Below are 15,400 nucleotides of genomic sequence, written 5' to 3'. Positions count from 1 at the left end.
TTCATTGGTTTGAGGAGATGATGTCATGTTGACTATTTTAGGCTTTTTAGAGTTAGTGTAATTAAATATGTAAAGTTTTGTATTAGGATTCAACATTTCTGAGTTTTAGCAATTTTCCTGGTATGTAAGTACTTTGTAAGGTATAACACATAGATAACAGGAAAAAGTGTGGGCAAGAGAGCCTTTATTCAGATCAAAATTGCTTGCTATTCTCAATACCTTAACCAAAAAGATAGATATAGCTTTTACCAAAATAAAGCAATGAAACTGTCTGATTGACTATTAGTAAAAACGCATAATTCCTTACAAGTATCTAGAAGTCTGCTCCCTTGTCTACTTGTAAAAAAACACTAAAAATATGGTGTGGTTTTGCGAGATTAAAATTTGATCTTTCTGAGTTTAATGTAATTAAGATTATGTCCACTGTAAACTTGTCTGTTCTCTCGATTGATGGTCTGTTAGAGCGTCTTGAAAGTCGCTCAAAGCTTCATGTTGGTTATCCTTATAATCTAGCATTTGATTCTCACCAGATATTACCGCTTTTAAAATACACACTTAATAATTTAGGTGATGCTTACGTAGAAGGTAATTATGGAATAAATACCAAAGATTTTGAGCGAGAAATAATTAGTTTTTTTGCAGATATTTATCATCTCGAAAAAGATGATGCTTGGGGATATGTAACATCCTGTGGCACTGAAGGAAACCTTTACGGTATTTTGATGGGGCGTGAGTTATATCCAGATGGAATTCTTTATGGTTCAGCTGATTGTCACTATTCAGTAGTAAAAGCTGCAAGGATGTTTCGCATACCATTTGTAGAGATAAAAAGTCAGATTCATGGGGAAATCGATTATTCCTCGTTGCATGAAGCTCTCGATAAAAATAGGGACAAACCTGCAATTATTAATGTAAATGTAGGAACTACAATTACAGGTGCAGTGGACGATATTAGTAAAGTAGTAGCAATACTTTCTGAACTAAATATAACTCAGTTTCATATTCATGTAGATGGAGCTTTAGGAGGAATGCTAATTCCTTATATGGAAGAAGCTACACCTCTAGATTTCTCTCGATATCCAATTGGTTCCATAGCAGTTAGTGGTCATAAATTTATCGGTTCTCCAGTTCCTTGTGGAGTAGTGCTAGCACGGAAAGAAAAAGTGCAATCCTTTGATATTGAATATCTTGGCTCAACGGATACAACAATTACAGGTAGTAGGAATGGATTAACACCAGTCATTCTCTGGGATGCTATTCAACAGCGAAAACATCTCTTTAAAGAGGAAGTACTAAACTGTCGGAGGTTAGCAGAATATTTCTGGAATAAAATTGCTGAATCCAGAAAGTTTACACTGCTTAATCCTTTCTCGACTACGGTTGTATTTGAGCGTCCAGAGAAGTTCATTGAGAAACGATGGCAACTAGCTTGTTATGGTAAAATTGCTCATATTGTAGTTATGCAGAATCATAATCAAGCAATATTAGAACAGCTTTTGCAAGAGCTAGGTGTGATGAATACATAGAGAGTGTTTGAAAAGTGCAACTCTCGATTTGATAACTTTTTTGTTTGCTTGTATCGCATGGGTATATTGATTTAAGCTGAAAATTTCATATCATCCCATAAAATAATTTTGCAAGAGGTGTAATATCAATACGTTTGAGTTAAGCCCAAAATCTTTTGTAGAGATGTTGCAATGCAACGTCTCTACATACCAAAAATCCTTAACTCAAGCGTATTTAGTTAAATATAGAACACCTGATCTCTTCTAACTTATTATCGGTACTTATGCTGCTCTAATAGCTGTTGCGCTCTTGGCTTGTAAATTAAATAGAACAAAGCCTCAAGATAACGCAACAAATCTTCCCGGTTCTCCTTTGAGGTAAAGTTCCAGAAGCCATAAATCCGTGCTAATGACAACAGCTTAGTAGTGTGAATTTTCCAAGTATAGAAGCTGTAAACTCGCTCAATTCCTTGCTGGGAAATTTCATTCCAATAGTTAGGATTTTGTTCGCATTTTATGATAAAATCGACAATTTTTGCGGCTGTCTCATCTAAATTTGTTGGGTTAATCAAAAAGCCATTAACTTTATCTTGAATAATCTCCAGTGGTCCACCAAATTGTGTGGCAAAAGTCGGTAATCCTGAAACCATTGCCTCTAAAATTGTCAAACCAAAAGCTTCAAATAAAGCTGGTTGCACAAAAATTCCCTGATGATCGGCAATTACTCGGTAAATTTCACCAGAATCAGTTTTAGACAGGCGCACACCCAGCCAACGAATCTTCCCGTGGAGATTGTACTGCTCAATGATTTGGTAGAGTTTGATAATTTCGTCACGTTCTTCGTTGTCGCCTGATTCTTCGACACGTAATTTACCCGCCACCAAAATTAAGTTGCAATGCTCTTGCAATTCTTGACTTTGACCAAAGCATTCAGCTAAACCTGTGAGGTTTTTAATGTGGTCGAGACGCGCCATTGAGAAGAGAGGACGCTTGTTAGGATCGTCGAGTTTGCCAAAGATTTGCGCGGGATCTTCCAGAGTAAAGAGTGTTTCTGCAAGGCGTTGGCGATCGCTCTCTACTCGGTCTTGAGTTTGCGAGTAAGGGAAATAGTAATTTTCGTTGACTCCCGGCGGTACAACATTAAATTTGGGGCTAAATAATTCAATCCCATTCGTTACATGATACAACTCCGGCATGGTGAAGCATTTGTAAGACTCGTACTGTCCCACACTATCCGGTGTCCCAACAATTTCTTGGTAGGTGCTGCTGACAATAAAATTGGCGGCATTCATCGCAATTAAATCAGCTGTGAATTGCAAAGAAAAATGATATTTATCTTCCAAATCTTGCCAGTAGAGGTTACTGAACAAGTATTTAGATTTTTCCAAAGCATGGGCAACATTGCATTGAGTAACTTTCAGCCGTCGCGCCAACAAAAACGCCACTAAGTTCCCGTCAGAATAGTTACCAACTATTAAGTCAGGTGTGCCGTGAAATTCTGCCCGTAGTTCTCTTTCTGAATCAATGGCGAAAGTTTCTAGATAAGGCCAAAACTCAAACCGGGAAATCCAGTTTTGAGTCATCTTGGGATTAAATTCCCGCAAAGGTACTCGCAAAATCCAAGCATTTTCCGTACCGTGGACTTTTTCTAGCCGTTGATTACAAAGAGTGCCATCACTGTTGGGAATCAAACGGGTGAGAATAATCACCTTTGGCTCGACATTCAATCCCTCTAAACCAGCTAGCAGGACATCTTCTTGCAGCTGCTTCTCTAGGCTTTTTGCCTGATCAAGGACGTAAACTACCTGACCACCAGTATCGGGACGCCCCAACACTCCCTCTTGCCCAAACCAACCATGAGCTGACACCAAGACGATTTTAAAAATCATCGGGATGCGAGAAATCAAGGCTTCTAAGGTCTGGGCATCGGCAGAATCAATCAATTCATCGAGAATATTTAAGCTTTCTCGCACTCGCCCTGCGGTGTTACCCCAACCCGGTTCAAAACCCATTGACTGCAATTGGAACCGCAATTGTTCGTAGGGTTGATCATCGGGGCGATTATTAACAAAACTGATAGCTTTCTTAACTTGCTCGGAAAGTTGCTGCTGTGATTGAATGCGATCGTTGATCAGCAGTTGAACACCGTTGTAGTGGTGCAGGCGCAAGAAATTAAATAAGCTGTCCAGCAATTGTTTGGAATCTTGAAATAGTTGGCTGGAAAGATAGCGGTTGAGAAATTGCACCCCCTTACCAATATTTTTGGAGTCACGGATGACTGGGGTGTAGTCATAAAAGGGGCCGAAGTCCAATTCTAGCAGGCCGCCCTCGTTAGGATGAAATTTGTTCACCAAGCGATCGCGCAAATCCAGCAAATCCTGCACCGTCATCGGCTCAATGCTCAAGTCTGATGTCAACCAATAAACTTCTTGGCTGGCAATCTTAGAACGGATGATCAAACAAAAGTTTGACTCCTCTTGAATAATTTCCTGAGTATAGTAAATAAGTTTGCCTAACTCAGAGGTAGTGTAAAATTCCTCAGGTTTCTGAGACTTTGAGCAATACTCACTATATACATTAAGTATGTCGTTCCGCAGTAAGTACTTCTTTTCTTGTTGGCGTAATTCACTAAGAAAGGAACGCAAATCACTTTTTTCTTCACTATCTAAGACTGCTTGAAGCAATTCAGACATGGCAACTCCACTAGATGACGATGTTTGCATTATTAACTTTCAAGGCGAGACAAATAAGCCTCCACCTTTTGTTAGACCACATATAAACACGAAATAACACAGATAAACATATTTATCTGTGTACTACAAGTATCAACTTTTCAGATGGCACTTAAATCATGTTCTACTTTATTTAAAGTATCGATGACTCAGTATTTTTGGATCTAACTAAAGGAATACAAATTTTATTTATTTTGATAGATGTTAGGAAATAACTGCATAAATTAACTGCATAAATAATAATCCGGGCATAACCTCTGTACGAGCCAGCTGGATTTTCGCTTTGACTCTATTACTACTACCTTTTACACTACGAGACAGTTGCAAAAAGTAGGTTGGGTGGAGGCTTTGCGTAACCCAACATCCTGATAATCAGTTGGGTTGCGCTCCGCTCCAACGCCACTTGCTACAACGCTCTTAACCCGCGCAACGCAGTGGCTCCCCAACCTACGTCTAATCCACTATTTTAGCCTAGAGGGTTCACTAGGTGCATTTCAAAAATCAAATACTAGTCCTATATTACCTTTTACACTACGAAACAGTTCTTTATGTGCATAAAATTTATCGATACAAAATATTTACGTATAATTGCTTAACTTGGGGAATTCTAACTTCTATTTAGCCCTGGACTTTTTGGAGTTTTTGTTCTAAAGTACGGTTAGTTGATAAAATTAATGTACAAATATGAACGAGATCAAAAAGAGTGGTCAACAGTTGTTATTGCAAACTCCAGAAAATTTACCTAAAACATTATTGCAGAAGCTTAGAGGTGGATTTTTCTTAGTGATTGGATATTTATTGTCACCATTATGCTGGTGGAATGATCTAGTGTTCAATTTACCAATTGCTTATTTTTTCGGTTATATTTGTAGTCTTTTTGCTCCTAAATTACTTATGCCTTGCGTGATCATTGGTTACTGGCTATCTAACATTATTGGTATTCTGTTGATGCAAGCAGGTGCAATCGATATATTCCAAAAACAAAACCAAGAAAACAACTTAAAAAAAGAACTATTGACAGGCTTAGTCTCTTCAACCGCTTATACCTTTTTGATTCTGATATTAATCCAGTTTAACATTATCGATACTCCTAGTTTCTTTTCTGGTAATTAACAAAAAAAACAGTCTCCAGTACTGGGTTATTGGATTATAGGCAAATTACTTCAATTTTAAAATCTCACTTGTATTTAAAAAATCCGGTGTATCCTTTGTCACAATTAAAGGTAATTTACCATCCCATTTTTCTATTGCCTGCCTTGTCAAAATTTCATTAGTCAAACTATCATGTAGTAATCTGTTTATTTCTGCTTCTCCTTTAGCTAAATTAACCTTAGCTTCGGCTTCTTTTGCTGCTTTCAGCACGATAAAATCTGCTCGTTTGGCATCTTGTTCTGCGATTTGTTTTGCTTCAACTGCTTCACTGAACTTATCTGAAAAGTTGACATGAACCAGTGAAATATCATCAACTGCAATATGGTAGTCATGCAATATCGCTGTTAATGTATCATCAACTCCAGATTTTACTTCTGCTCGTTTAGTAACTATTTCTTCTGTCGTATACGTTGCTATAACTGCTTTCAAAACTTCCTCTACCGCCGGATTAATAATTTTTTCAACTATATCTTTTTCATCACCAATTTCTTGAAAAATTATATTGGTTTCTTCAGGAATAACGTGCCAGTTTAATACTACATCTGTAAATACATCTTGTAAATATTTAGAAGAAGCTTCAGCAGAGACTTCTTGTTTTTGAACTCTCACACTGATTCTTTTGACTGTATTGACAATGGGAATTATGATATGTATTCCTTCGCCTAATACTGTTTTTTGTACCTCGCCAAACTGCATTAACACCCCACGTTCTCCAGCATTTACAACCACAAAAGGTGTCAGCAAAATTGTGATTAAAAATAAAAGTGCTGTGATTTTACCAGCATTATTTGTGAATTTAATTTGTTTCATATTTACCAAGACAATGGCTATACCATTTTGGCAATTTATTAATGAGTATTAATAATACTACATTAAATCGATAGAGATAGTCAAATTTATAAAAAATTTATGTGGGTATGTCAGATTTTTTAAGTGTAAATGCTTAAAATTACTTGGAATTGGAATTAAATTTTATAGTGCATACTCAAATACTTATTAGTCATATAAGAATCAGATTTGATTTTTGAAACCAACTACGAGATAATACTTATACCACTTAATTGATCTAAATTGGTGCAATATTCCCAAGACAATTTGTACTTAATGTGTTCCCATAAACGTTCAATGGGATTAAGCTCTGGGCTATTGGCAGGCTAGAAAACTAGAATAATATTATCAGGCCATTTTCAGTCCAAAGATTCGTTCGGATATAAAATCACTCAAATACTACTGTCCTATTTCCATAGACTAATACACGATTTTGCAAGTGCGATCGCACCGCTCTTGCTAATACAACTCTCTCCAAATCTTTGCCTTTTCTCACCAAATCATCAACTTCATCACGGTGGCTAACTCGCACCACATCTTGTTCAATAATTGGGCCTGCATCTAAATCAGCAGTGGCATAATGAGCAGTTGCACCAATAATTTTTACCCCACGTTCAAAAGCTCGGTGATAAGGATTAGCTCCGATAAAAGCTGGTAAAAATGAATGATGAATATTGATAATTTGCGGAAATTGAGTTATAAAGTTTGCACTAACAATCTGCATATATTTCGCTAAGACAACTAAATCTATTTTGTACTGGCGTAGTAATTCTAATTGTTGGGCTTCTTGTTCTGATTTATTGTCTTTACTGATGGGAATGTGCTGGAAGTCGATATTAAATTGCTCTGCGACTACCTTTAAATTAGAATGGTTACTAATAATTAAAGGAATCTCCCCAACAAACTCTTTAGCGCGTTGTCGCCAAATCAAGTCAAATAGACAATGATCTTGCCGACTTACCCAAATAGCGATGCGTGGTACTGTATCAGAAAAACGTATTTCCCACTTAGCGCCTAAAGGTTGTGCGATGGCATTAAATGCAGGGGCAATAAATTCTCGCGCTAAATTGAACCCATCTAATTGCCATTCAATGCGCGTGAGAAATAACCCAGCAGCAAAGTCTGTATGCTGATCTGCATGGATAATATTACCACCATTAGAATAGATGAAATTGGCAAATTTTGCCACCAATCCCCGTTGATCGGGGCAGGAAATCAGCAATGTTGCTGTCGGATTTGTCATAATAATCTCACCAGATTTTTAATTAATTATTTGCTATTTTTCGGAGTTGGTAAAGGCGTGCTGAGTCCAGGTAGTTTCTGACTATTATCTACAGGTTGCTTCCACTCTGATAGTTCCCGATTCACGGCATTTGCAAAATCTGTAGATACCAACAGCACATTTATATTGCCATCGGGTTTAGCAGCAGGCTCAGTTTGAGCATATAAAAAACGACCATTAAAGTTAGATTTTCCCAAAAGCAACTGATGGCTTTGGCGGTTTTTCAGGATTATATTGATAGTTGCTTGGGGTGGATTTAAGGCAAATTCTCCAAGCTCTTTTGCTGGAGTTGATAAAGTGCGATCGCTCTTACCTTTGACCAATAAATCCATCAAATAAGAAACAATAGCATCATTTGCTGGGGCTGATATCGGAGATTTGATTAACCACTTGGGGTTACTAGATTTAGGGCTACGTTCCAGATTCAGGGTGATTTTTTTTGTCTTGACTGTTAAAGACTGCACATCATCTGCTGCAAAAGAGAAAATTTTCTGTTTTTGCTCCTTGATTTCTTCTCGCACAGTTGTACCTCGAATTTCATAGAAGTAAACAAAACCACCTAAACCTAGCGCTAGCAGTATCAAAATTAAAGTCGTTCGTGGCAATTTCATTTTTTAATTATTGGGCATTGGGCATTGGTGAAAAGTTAATATTTATAGCGGTTCTCGGCCTTTGTGAGGTACAAGAACCCTACCCCCAACCCCCTAAGAGCAAGCGAGGAGGGGGCTATGATGTACCTCACGAGGTCGGGAACCGCTATATAACTCCTAACTCCTGTACAGACGCGATTAATCGCATCTCTACTCCTAACTCACTTCTTACCGTCGTTTCCACCAGATAATAACTGCCGCCGAAAACCCAATTAAGGGTAAAACCAACAAAGACGACAATATTAAAAGATTCGCTTGGGTAGTCGTCAAGGTAATTCGACGGTTTTTCGGTTCTTTGGGGCGAATGGAAAGGGGTTGCTTCTCCTGTTGACTCAGCCAAGTAACTGAGTTGAGAAATACATCTCCATTTAGTTGCTGTTGAAACAAGCCATCGGTGGCGAAGCTAGAATTTCCGAAAACTACTAACCGGGATTCGGTGGCTGTTTGAGATGAGGAAGATGAGGGAGTGGGAGTAGTTTTGCCTTGGATGGTTGGTGATGGTAGGGGTGAAGCTTGCGGAGTTTTGGGGGAGGGGGAAGGAGTGGGGGAAGCCTTGCTTTGGGTGGTTGGTGATGGTAGAGGTGAAGGTGTGGGTGAAGCTTGGGGAGTGGAAGTAGATTTAGCTGCTTGTTTTCTGGTTAAAGCTACGCCCAAGGTCAGAGGCCCTTTGAGGTCTTTATCTGCATTAAACTCCAATTTTTCGCTTTTAAGGTCGCTTTCTGCCCAACTGTTGGGATAGGGTTTGGTTCGCAGCAATGGAGTAGCTTCGACACCAGGTACAGAAGTAATTTGCAGCGATCGCGCAATCGGATAAAAAGAATTACCGTTACCGAAATCTTTGGTAATCGGATGTTGTCCGTATTCTGTCACTAAGGGCGCAGCAGGGCCAAGTCCGACGACGCTTTCCCCAGAAACATCGACTGCTAAACGATTATCCAGACGAACACCCCACTCTTGTAGCAAGCTGTCAAGTTTGGGATCGGTATTCGGATCAATCATCAGCAGTAAGTTACCGCCCCGATTCAGATATTCTTGCAAGGCTTTGACTTCACCCTCAAACAGCCCTCGCTTGGGGCCAGCTACTATTACGACTGCCGCATCTTGAGGAACTTTGGAAGTTTCTGCTAGATTCAGGGGTGCTGTTATAAAACTTTTGTCACCTAATCCCTGAACTGCTTGTGATATTGCATCTTTACCAGCCGAAAGTTGGCGTTCGCCATGACCTTGGAGTAAGTAAACTTTGGCTGTGGTTGAATTTGTTAGTTGTTGCAGGCGACTAGTTAATCTGATTTCCGACAGGCGTTGATTTTCATTTACTGTTTGCACTAATTGCCGTTTATCGCCAGATTCTAGGTAAACTTCCCCATAATCTTTGACGCCAAACTTTTCTGCAAGTCCTGGTCTAGCTTGGGGGTCGATGTACTCATATTTAAATTTTGAGCTTTGCCGTTGATAATTTTCTAACAGTTCTCGGTCTTGGGGATTCTGGTTAATATCAAACACCCACACTTTAACTGGCTGTGGTAAGACACTCACTAATTCCCGTGACTGGGGCGCAAGGGTAAACAATTGAGTTTCTGTTAAGTCTGCCCGCAAGTGATAGCGAGTCCCTAAAAAGTTAATCAATCCCAAAATTGCCAATACTGCCAGAGTTGCTACTAGGGCATTAGTCCCAGCTTGGGTAGAACGACGCTTCCACCAGTTAGTTTGGTAGCTTTGCCATATTATCCACAACCCACTGATCACAATTCCGGTAATTATGAATGCTAATGGAATTAATCCCCATTGTTCAGAAACTAACCCAACTGTTAAGCCAACAGTAATTAGGAACGGGCCAAACCAAAATAGATATTTCCACAGTTTCTTTTTTGCAACTATCTTCATATAATTTTTCATTGGTCATTAGTCATTAGTCATTAGTCATCTGGGACATTGCCAATTGAGTTTAGGTAAGAGTTTAATTTTGGCGCTAGTTCGTTAATGATTGTTTTGATTGTATTTATCTGCTCGGTAGTTAAAAGGTTGCGAGTGTGAGCCCGTCTTAACCAATGTTGAGTTTCATTCAAAGAGCCTCTCGCTATTTTTATGAAACGTCTATTGTCTTGAAAACTACCTCTTCCTAGACCTTCCGCTATATTCGCACCGATACTATCGGCTGAACGTACAATCGGTTTACCAATCGTATCTTTTGCAAAAAAAATCCATCCTTCAACAATTTTCCAAATCTTATCTGCTAATTTTTCTGATAATTGATAAACCTGTAATTCTTGGAAACGCTTTGTTGCCATTTATTCAGTTGTCTTGCTGATTTTTAGTCACTCAATTTTCGTGCATATATTTTTACTTGTCACTATTTTTTGACAAATGACAAATAACTATTGTCTTTGAAAGCGCAGTGCATCAATCGATTGAGATGTGAGAAAGATTCCTAAAAAAATGTAACTGGCAAATAAAATCAAGGCGCTGGTATCAAAAATACCTTGGATTAAGGTGTTGTAATGTTTCAGCAATGAGAGATAACCTAAAGCTTCGCCCACGGGACCAGGGACAATTTTGCCGATTAAATCAATCAATAACAATAATAAGATTACTGCAAAGGTGAGAACGGCAGACAGAATTGTGCTGTCTGTTAATGAGGAAATAAACATTCCTACAGATAAAATTGCTGCTGCTAGCAAGATTAATCCCAAATGACCCAGCAAGGGAATTGAGAAGGCCATTGGTGGATTTGATCCACTGATTGCGATCGCTTCCAACACTAGCATGGGGACAATCATTGTGGTAAAAAATGTGATCACCCCTAACAATTTACCTAAAGCTACCGCCCAATTGGTGATTGGTGACGTGGCTAACAGTTCTAAAGTGCCGCGCTTACGTTCTTCGGCATAGAGTCCCATTGAGAGAATTGGCAGGATAAACAACAATAGCCACCCCATACGATCCAAAAATGCCCGGATAAATTCGTAAGGGACATCTATCGGGGGTACTGGCACTCCCTGTTGTTGCCCTTGTAAATCTATTGCCGCAACTCCTGGTAAAATGCCATCTGGTCCTAGCAAAATCATCACCAAGAATAACCCGGCGATGAACCAAAATATGCCTGCGATCGCATAAGCCAAAGGTGATACAAAATAACTCTGTAACTCTCGGCGATAAATGGCAATAATATTACTCAGCACTATACCCATTTACGCTGCTTCTCCTTCGTTGTCTGCTGCTAAGTCTACCTCGGTCTCGAAATTCTTTTCTTCTGTGGTCAGTTGCAAGAATACATCTTCTAAGGTGGCGTTAACACGCCGCAGTTCATGTAAACCGAATCCGGCACGCACTAATGTTGTAACAATATCGCGTCCTGGCTCTTTTCCCGGTTGCGATATCACCCGCAGATAAGCGCGGTTTTCCTGGGGTTGATGACCATGCATTCCGGTTGTCGGCATTGATTCTATCAAACTCACACCCGCGACTTTTTGCAATACCTGTTTCGCTAGGGCTGCTTCTCCTTCTATTTCCAATTCATACCCTGAACCGCCTGTCAACTGGGTCATCAGGTTTTCTGGTGTATTAGTTGCCACAACTTTGCCGCGATTGATGATGGCGACGCGGCTACAAGTCATGCTCACTTCTGGCAGAATGTGCGTGGAAAGAATAATTGTGTGAGTCCCAGCAAGGCTTTTAATTAAATTCCGCACCTCAATTATTTGTCGAGGATCGAGTCCAACGGTGGGTTCATCCAAAATGATCGCTGGGGGATCGTGGACGATCGCTTGAGCAATTCCTACCCTTTGGCGATATCCTTTAGAGAGTTTGCGAATAATCACCCGTCGCTTATCTTCTAAGTTGCAGCGTTCGATCGCAGCTGTGACCTTGTTGGTGCGATCGCCTGCTGAAACTCCCTTAATTCGGGCGACAAAATGCAAAAATCCCTCCACCGTCATCTCTGGATATAAGGGCGGTGTTTCGGGTAAATAACCAATTCGTTGGCGCACAGCCAGGGAATTTTCATGGACATCATAACCAGCAATTCGAGCATTACCATTTGTTGCCGGTAAATAACCAGCCAGAATCCGCATGGTTGTGGTTTTACCAGCGCCATTGGGTCCCAACAACCCTAAAATTTCCCCAGGCTCGACGCTAAAAGTGACATCAGTAATCGCTGAGGTAGAACCGTATATTTTACTCAGATGTTCAACTTCAATCATCGGTATAGTGGCGATCGCACTTTATAGAATACCCAATAATCTTAGATCACGATATTGGGTATGGAACATGAGGCCAGAACCTAAAGCCAAGAACCTAGATTTTTTGTTTATTTTTGGTATAGCGGTTAAAAGAACCCCACCCCCAACCCCTAAGAGCCTGCGGGGAGGGGAGCTAATACCAATTCACGAAAATCCTGATACACATAGATTTTTAGTAGGGGTTTAGCATTGCTAAACCCTTACCCACGTATTTGTATCATTATTAAAGTGAAATGGTATAAAGCGCAGCTTTGGCTCTTTGGGGTTCTGGATATTATGCTTAATTGGCCAGACATGATATTACGCCCACAATAGCTAACCCAGCAAGGCAAAATTCATAATCGCAAGAAACACATGAGCAGACTCAGAGTCTTTGCAGATTTTCATAATGCTGATGTCGAAGGTCGCTTACGTCTGAATTGCATCGGTACTATTGAGGACTTGGCTAGTCAAAGTATTGAGTTGCAAGACCGTCAGTTACTCACTTTTTACAGCGAAGATTTGGAGGTAGATGGAGTAGTGAAGTATTCTCATAAGGAAACTATGTGGGTTGCTGTCATTGACTGGAATGAAATTAGGCAAGTAGAAGATTTGGCAATTCAAGCAAAGAGCTAAACATTTTTATCAGCTTGGTAACTCAATAGTCTAAGGGCTATTTGCCTTAACCAAATGCTTGCGATCGCCCTCAAAACTCGGAACTTGAGCTTCAGAGCTTGGAATGTGAGTTTCAAAGAGTTACGAACAAAAAGATCCCCGACTTCTTCAAGAAGTCGGGGATCTGAGTCTGTCAGTGTAAGATTGCTATATATCTTAATTCTTTCCTAAAAATAACTACAACTAATTATTGAGTATATATATAAAATTAAAAGTACTAATTGCATCAGTTATATTAATGACTTTTCTTTCTGGTTGTACAGATTGTGAGGCTAAAATAACTTCAAATCCCAATCACATAAAGCAGTTGCTAACAACTAAAAAATGTCCCAAGTGTGATTTAGGTGGTGCAGATTTAAAAAATGCTGATTTAGCTGGAGTATTTAGGGCGACCTTTTATTTTTAGTAAAATTAAGAAAGGATGTTTTCAAAATTAATCAGCTTAAAGCTTGCTACGCGCAACGTGCTGTAGGCAAGACTCGCTAATGCTAAGAAAACAGTAATTCATAATTGAATTAGTTGAGAACTGGATTCAACAAGTCTCTCCAGCCCCCACTACCCTTTACTGGTAACTGTTAATAATAGCTGCCAGATTTACGATGCTCTAAAGCAGTGATACCATCATTTTCCAACACTTCACCGTGATTAATGACGGCATAAATTAACCATCTATCACCACATTCAAGCTGATTTTGCACCGTACATTCTAAATAGGCTAATGCCTCATTCAGAATCAAACAACCATTAAGAGCAGTTTTTGTGGCAAGATTTGCAAAGGGATTATCTCCTAAAGTACTATGACGAGAAAAATAGCGTCGCACATTTCTTCCTTCTTTGAGGATATTCAGCACAAAATTATCACCAGGATGATGCATTAAATCTGCATTCTGCTCGTGAGCGATCGCAATCATAATCCCTGGCGGGTTAAAAGTTGCCTGAGATATCCAAGAAGTTAAAACGCCTTTGTGAGTTTCTTGATCACGAGTTGTCACAACAGATAAAGAACCAATGATCCGCCCCACAGCTTGTTCAGTACGATCTACATGGGTTTCTGTCACAATCTGACGGGAAGTACGCAGTTTTTTGGTTTTCTTTAAGTTTTGAGCAAAAGAAGCACCTGCTTGTTGACACTGCTGGAGAATCTCAGGAGTAGGACTAAAACGCACCCGAATTGTTTCAAACGCTAGTTGATAATTAGCATCTTTAAGCTTGCTTTCAAGTAAATCAATTGCCTCTCCACTCCAACCGTAAGAACCAAACACCCCTGCTAACTTAGTTTTAGCCGTGGCGGAGAGGACTATTCCTAAAGCAGTTTGAATTTGAGTTGGTGCATGTCCGCCTAAAGTGGGTGAACCGATAATCAAGCCATCACAGGTTTCTACAATGCGGGTAATTTCTGCCGAATCTGCTAGTTCACAGTTAATCGATTCGACATTAATTCCATTTTGAATCAAACCTTGAGCGATCGCATTCGCCAAAGTTGCTGTATTACCATAAGCAGAAGCATAGAGCAAAGCAACACGCAATTCTTGAGATTTTTGCCCTTGGCACCATTGACGATAATCATAAGTAAAACGACTAAGGCTGTAACGAACAACCGGACCGTGTGCTGGGGCGTAACATCTGCTTCCCAAAACCGATATTTTATCTAAGGCTACTTCAACTTGTTTGGCTTGGGGCGCATGGAGACATTCAAAATAATAACGACGTTCTGCATCTAATCCCTTCCAATCTTCATCAAACAAGGTATCTTCGCAAATATGAGCGCCAAAAAGTTTGTCTGTGTAGAGAATTTTTGTGGCAGTATCGTAGGTACAAAGTCCATCCGCCCAGCGAGGAGTTGGTACGGTGATAAATGATAGATGATGTTCTTGTCCTAAATCTAGAGTATCTCCCGATCGCACCGCTTGAATACGTGATTCCCATTCGGGAAAGGCGGTTTTTAGAGCATTGGCGGCGGGGCGAGAACAAATTAGAGTAACTTGAGGAACTTGAGAAAGCAATACTTGCAAAGTGGCTCTACGGTTGGGGTTGACATGACCGAGAACAATGTAATCTAAGGTGTTAAAGTTTAGATGTTGTGCAAGTTGCTGAAGGTAAATTTCGGTAAAGGATTCACCAGGAGGGTCAATTAAAGCGTTTTTATCAGCTTGAATCAGATAAGAATTCGCCGTAGTTCCTTTTTGGCGGGAATACTCAACCTCAAATTTTAGTCTGTCCCAAGTCCGCGATCGCAGAATCAGAGTATTTTTACCAATTTCAGCAACTTGTACATCTCTAGGATGGCTGGTAGTTAAAGTATTTGCAGACATAATAACCTAATAATGGGGCATGGGGCATTGGGCATTGGGCATTGAGC

Annotated in this window: 12 protein-coding genes; 3 read left to right on the top strand and 9 right to left on the bottom strand. The window is 39.8% G+C overall.

What is annotated here, in order from left to right; translation table 11 throughout:
• Window positions 1-416: 416 nt before the first annotated feature.
• The gene (locus tag HWQ38_RS06120; RefSeq protein ID WP_292791137.1) at window positions 417-1,526 is read left to right on the top strand and encodes a histidine decarboxylase; all 1,110 of its coding nucleotides are present in this window, start codon (window positions 417-419) and stop codon (window positions 1,524-1,526) included.
• 251 nt (window positions 1,527-1,777) lie between these two features.
• On the opposite strand, the gene HWQ38_RS06115 is transcribed toward HWQ38_RS06120, so the two are convergent.
• Window positions 1,778-4,198 carry a sucrose synthase gene (locus HWQ38_RS06115; RefSeq protein WP_292791145.1) on the bottom strand — a complete coding sequence of 807 codons (2,421 nt, stop codon included), beginning with the start codon at window positions 4,196-4,198 and terminating at the stop codon, window positions 1,778-1,780.
• A 723-nt stretch (window positions 4,199-4,921) separates the two neighbouring features.
• Between HWQ38_RS06115 and HWQ38_RS06110 the strand changes: the two genes are divergently transcribed.
• Entirely contained in the window at window positions 4,922-5,350 is a 429-nt protein-coding gene (locus tag HWQ38_RS06110) for a hypothetical protein (protein ID WP_292791135.1), read from the top strand.
• Window positions 5,351-5,395: 45 nt separating this feature from the next.
• Here HWQ38_RS06110 and HWQ38_RS06105 read toward each other — a convergent pair whose 3' ends face one another.
• The 7 genes from HWQ38_RS06105 to HWQ38_RS06075 form a co-directional block, all read right to left on the bottom strand.
• Window positions 5,396-6,199 carry a prohibitin family protein gene (locus HWQ38_RS06105; RefSeq protein ID WP_292791133.1) on the bottom strand — a complete coding sequence of 268 codons (804 nt, stop codon included), beginning with the start codon at window positions 6,197-6,199 and terminating at the stop codon, window positions 5,396-5,398.
• A gap of 406 nt (window positions 6,200-6,605) precedes the next feature.
• Window positions 6,606-7,460 (bottom strand): formyltetrahydrofolate deformylase, encoded by an 855-nt coding sequence (gene purU / locus HWQ38_RS06100; RefSeq protein WP_292791131.1) that lies wholly within the window; start codon window positions 7,458-7,460, stop codon window positions 6,606-6,608.
• Between the two features lie 26 nt (window positions 7,461-7,486).
• Entirely contained in the window at window positions 7,487-8,110 is a 624-nt protein-coding gene (locus tag HWQ38_RS06095; protein WP_292791129.1) for a DUF4340 domain-containing protein, read from the bottom strand.
• A 207-nt stretch (window positions 8,111-8,317) separates the two neighbouring features.
• A complete protein-coding gene (locus tag HWQ38_RS06090) occupies window positions 8,318-10,033 on the bottom strand; it encodes a Gldg family protein (protein WP_292791143.1) in 1,716 nt (571 codons plus the stop codon).
• 32 nt (window positions 10,034-10,065) lie between these two features.
• On the bottom strand, window positions 10,066-10,437 hold the full coding sequence (locus HWQ38_RS06085; protein ID WP_292791127.1) for a four helix bundle protein: 372 nt from the start codon (window positions 10,435-10,437) through the stop codon (window positions 10,066-10,068).
• A gap of 87 nt (window positions 10,438-10,524) precedes the next feature.
• Window positions 10,525-11,337: an ABC transporter permease gene (locus tag HWQ38_RS06080; protein WP_292791125.1), complete on the bottom strand. Its 813-nt coding sequence runs from the start codon at window positions 11,335-11,337 to the stop codon at window positions 10,525-10,527.
• A complete protein-coding gene (locus HWQ38_RS06075) occupies window positions 11,338-12,348 on the bottom strand; it encodes an ABC transporter ATP-binding protein (RefSeq protein ID WP_292791123.1) in 1,011 nt (336 codons plus the stop codon). It lies immediately after the preceding gene.
• A gap of 393 nt (window positions 12,349-12,741) precedes the next feature.
• Here HWQ38_RS06075 and HWQ38_RS06070 point away from each other — a divergent pair, with 393 nt between their 5' ends.
• Window positions 12,742-13,002, top strand: coding sequence for a hypothetical protein (locus HWQ38_RS06070; protein WP_292791121.1), 261 nt, complete (start codon window positions 12,742-12,744; stop codon window positions 13,000-13,002).
• A 614-nt stretch (window positions 13,003-13,616) separates the two neighbouring features.
• Here HWQ38_RS06070 and HWQ38_RS06065 read toward each other — a convergent pair.
• Window positions 13,617-15,353, bottom strand: a complete 1,737-nt coding sequence (locus HWQ38_RS06065) for a diflavin flavoprotein (protein ID WP_292791119.1) — start codon at window positions 15,351-15,353, stop codon at window positions 13,617-13,619.
• Window positions 15,354-15,400: the final 47 nt, after the last annotated feature.

It is taken from the genome of Nostoc sp. NMS7 (assembly GCF_017115085.1).
Classification (GTDB): domain Bacteria; phylum Cyanobacteriota; class Cyanobacteriia; order Cyanobacteriales; family Nostocaceae; genus Nostoc.
This window is presented reverse-complemented; position numbering and strand designations above follow the sequence as displayed.

Coding starts and splice junctions, on each gene's coding strand:
- HWQ38_RS06120 (WP_292791137.1), top strand. CDS start 417: ATGTCCACTGTAAACTTGTCTGTTCTCTCGATTGATGGTCTGTTAGAG.
- HWQ38_RS06115 (WP_292791145.1), bottom strand. CDS start 4,198: ATGTCTGAATTGCTTCAAGCAGTCTTAGATAGTGAAGAAAAAAGTGAT.
- HWQ38_RS06110 (WP_292791135.1), top strand. CDS start 4,922: ATGAACGAGATCAAAAAGAGTGGTCAACAGTTGTTATTGCAAACTCCA.
- HWQ38_RS06105 (WP_292791133.1), bottom strand. CDS start 6,199: ATGAAACAAATTAAATTCACAAATAATGCTGGTAAAATCACAGCACTT.
- purU (WP_292791131.1), bottom strand. CDS start 7,460: ATGACAAATCCGACAGCAACATTGCTGATTTCCTGCCCCGATCAACGG.
- HWQ38_RS06095 (WP_292791129.1), bottom strand. CDS start 8,110: ATGAAATTGCCACGAACGACTTTAATTTTGATACTGCTAGCGCTAGGT.
- HWQ38_RS06090 (WP_292791143.1), bottom strand. CDS start 10,033: ATGAAGATAGTTGCAAAAAAGAAACTGTGGAAATATCTATTTTGGTTT.
- HWQ38_RS06085 (WP_292791127.1), bottom strand. CDS start 10,437: ATGGCAACAAAGCGTTTCCAAGAATTACAGGTTTATCAATTATCAGAA.
- HWQ38_RS06080 (WP_292791125.1), bottom strand. CDS start 11,337: ATGGGTATAGTGCTGAGTAATATTATTGCCATTTATCGCCGAGAGTTA.
- HWQ38_RS06075 (WP_292791123.1), bottom strand. CDS start 12,348: ATGATTGAAGTTGAACATCTGAGTAAAATATACGGTTCTACCTCAGCG.
- HWQ38_RS06070 (WP_292791121.1), top strand. CDS start 12,742: ATGAGCAGACTCAGAGTCTTTGCAGATTTTCATAATGCTGATGTCGAA.
- HWQ38_RS06065 (WP_292791119.1), bottom strand. CDS start 15,353: ATGTCTGCAAATACTTTAACTACCAGCCATCCTAGAGATGTACAAGTT.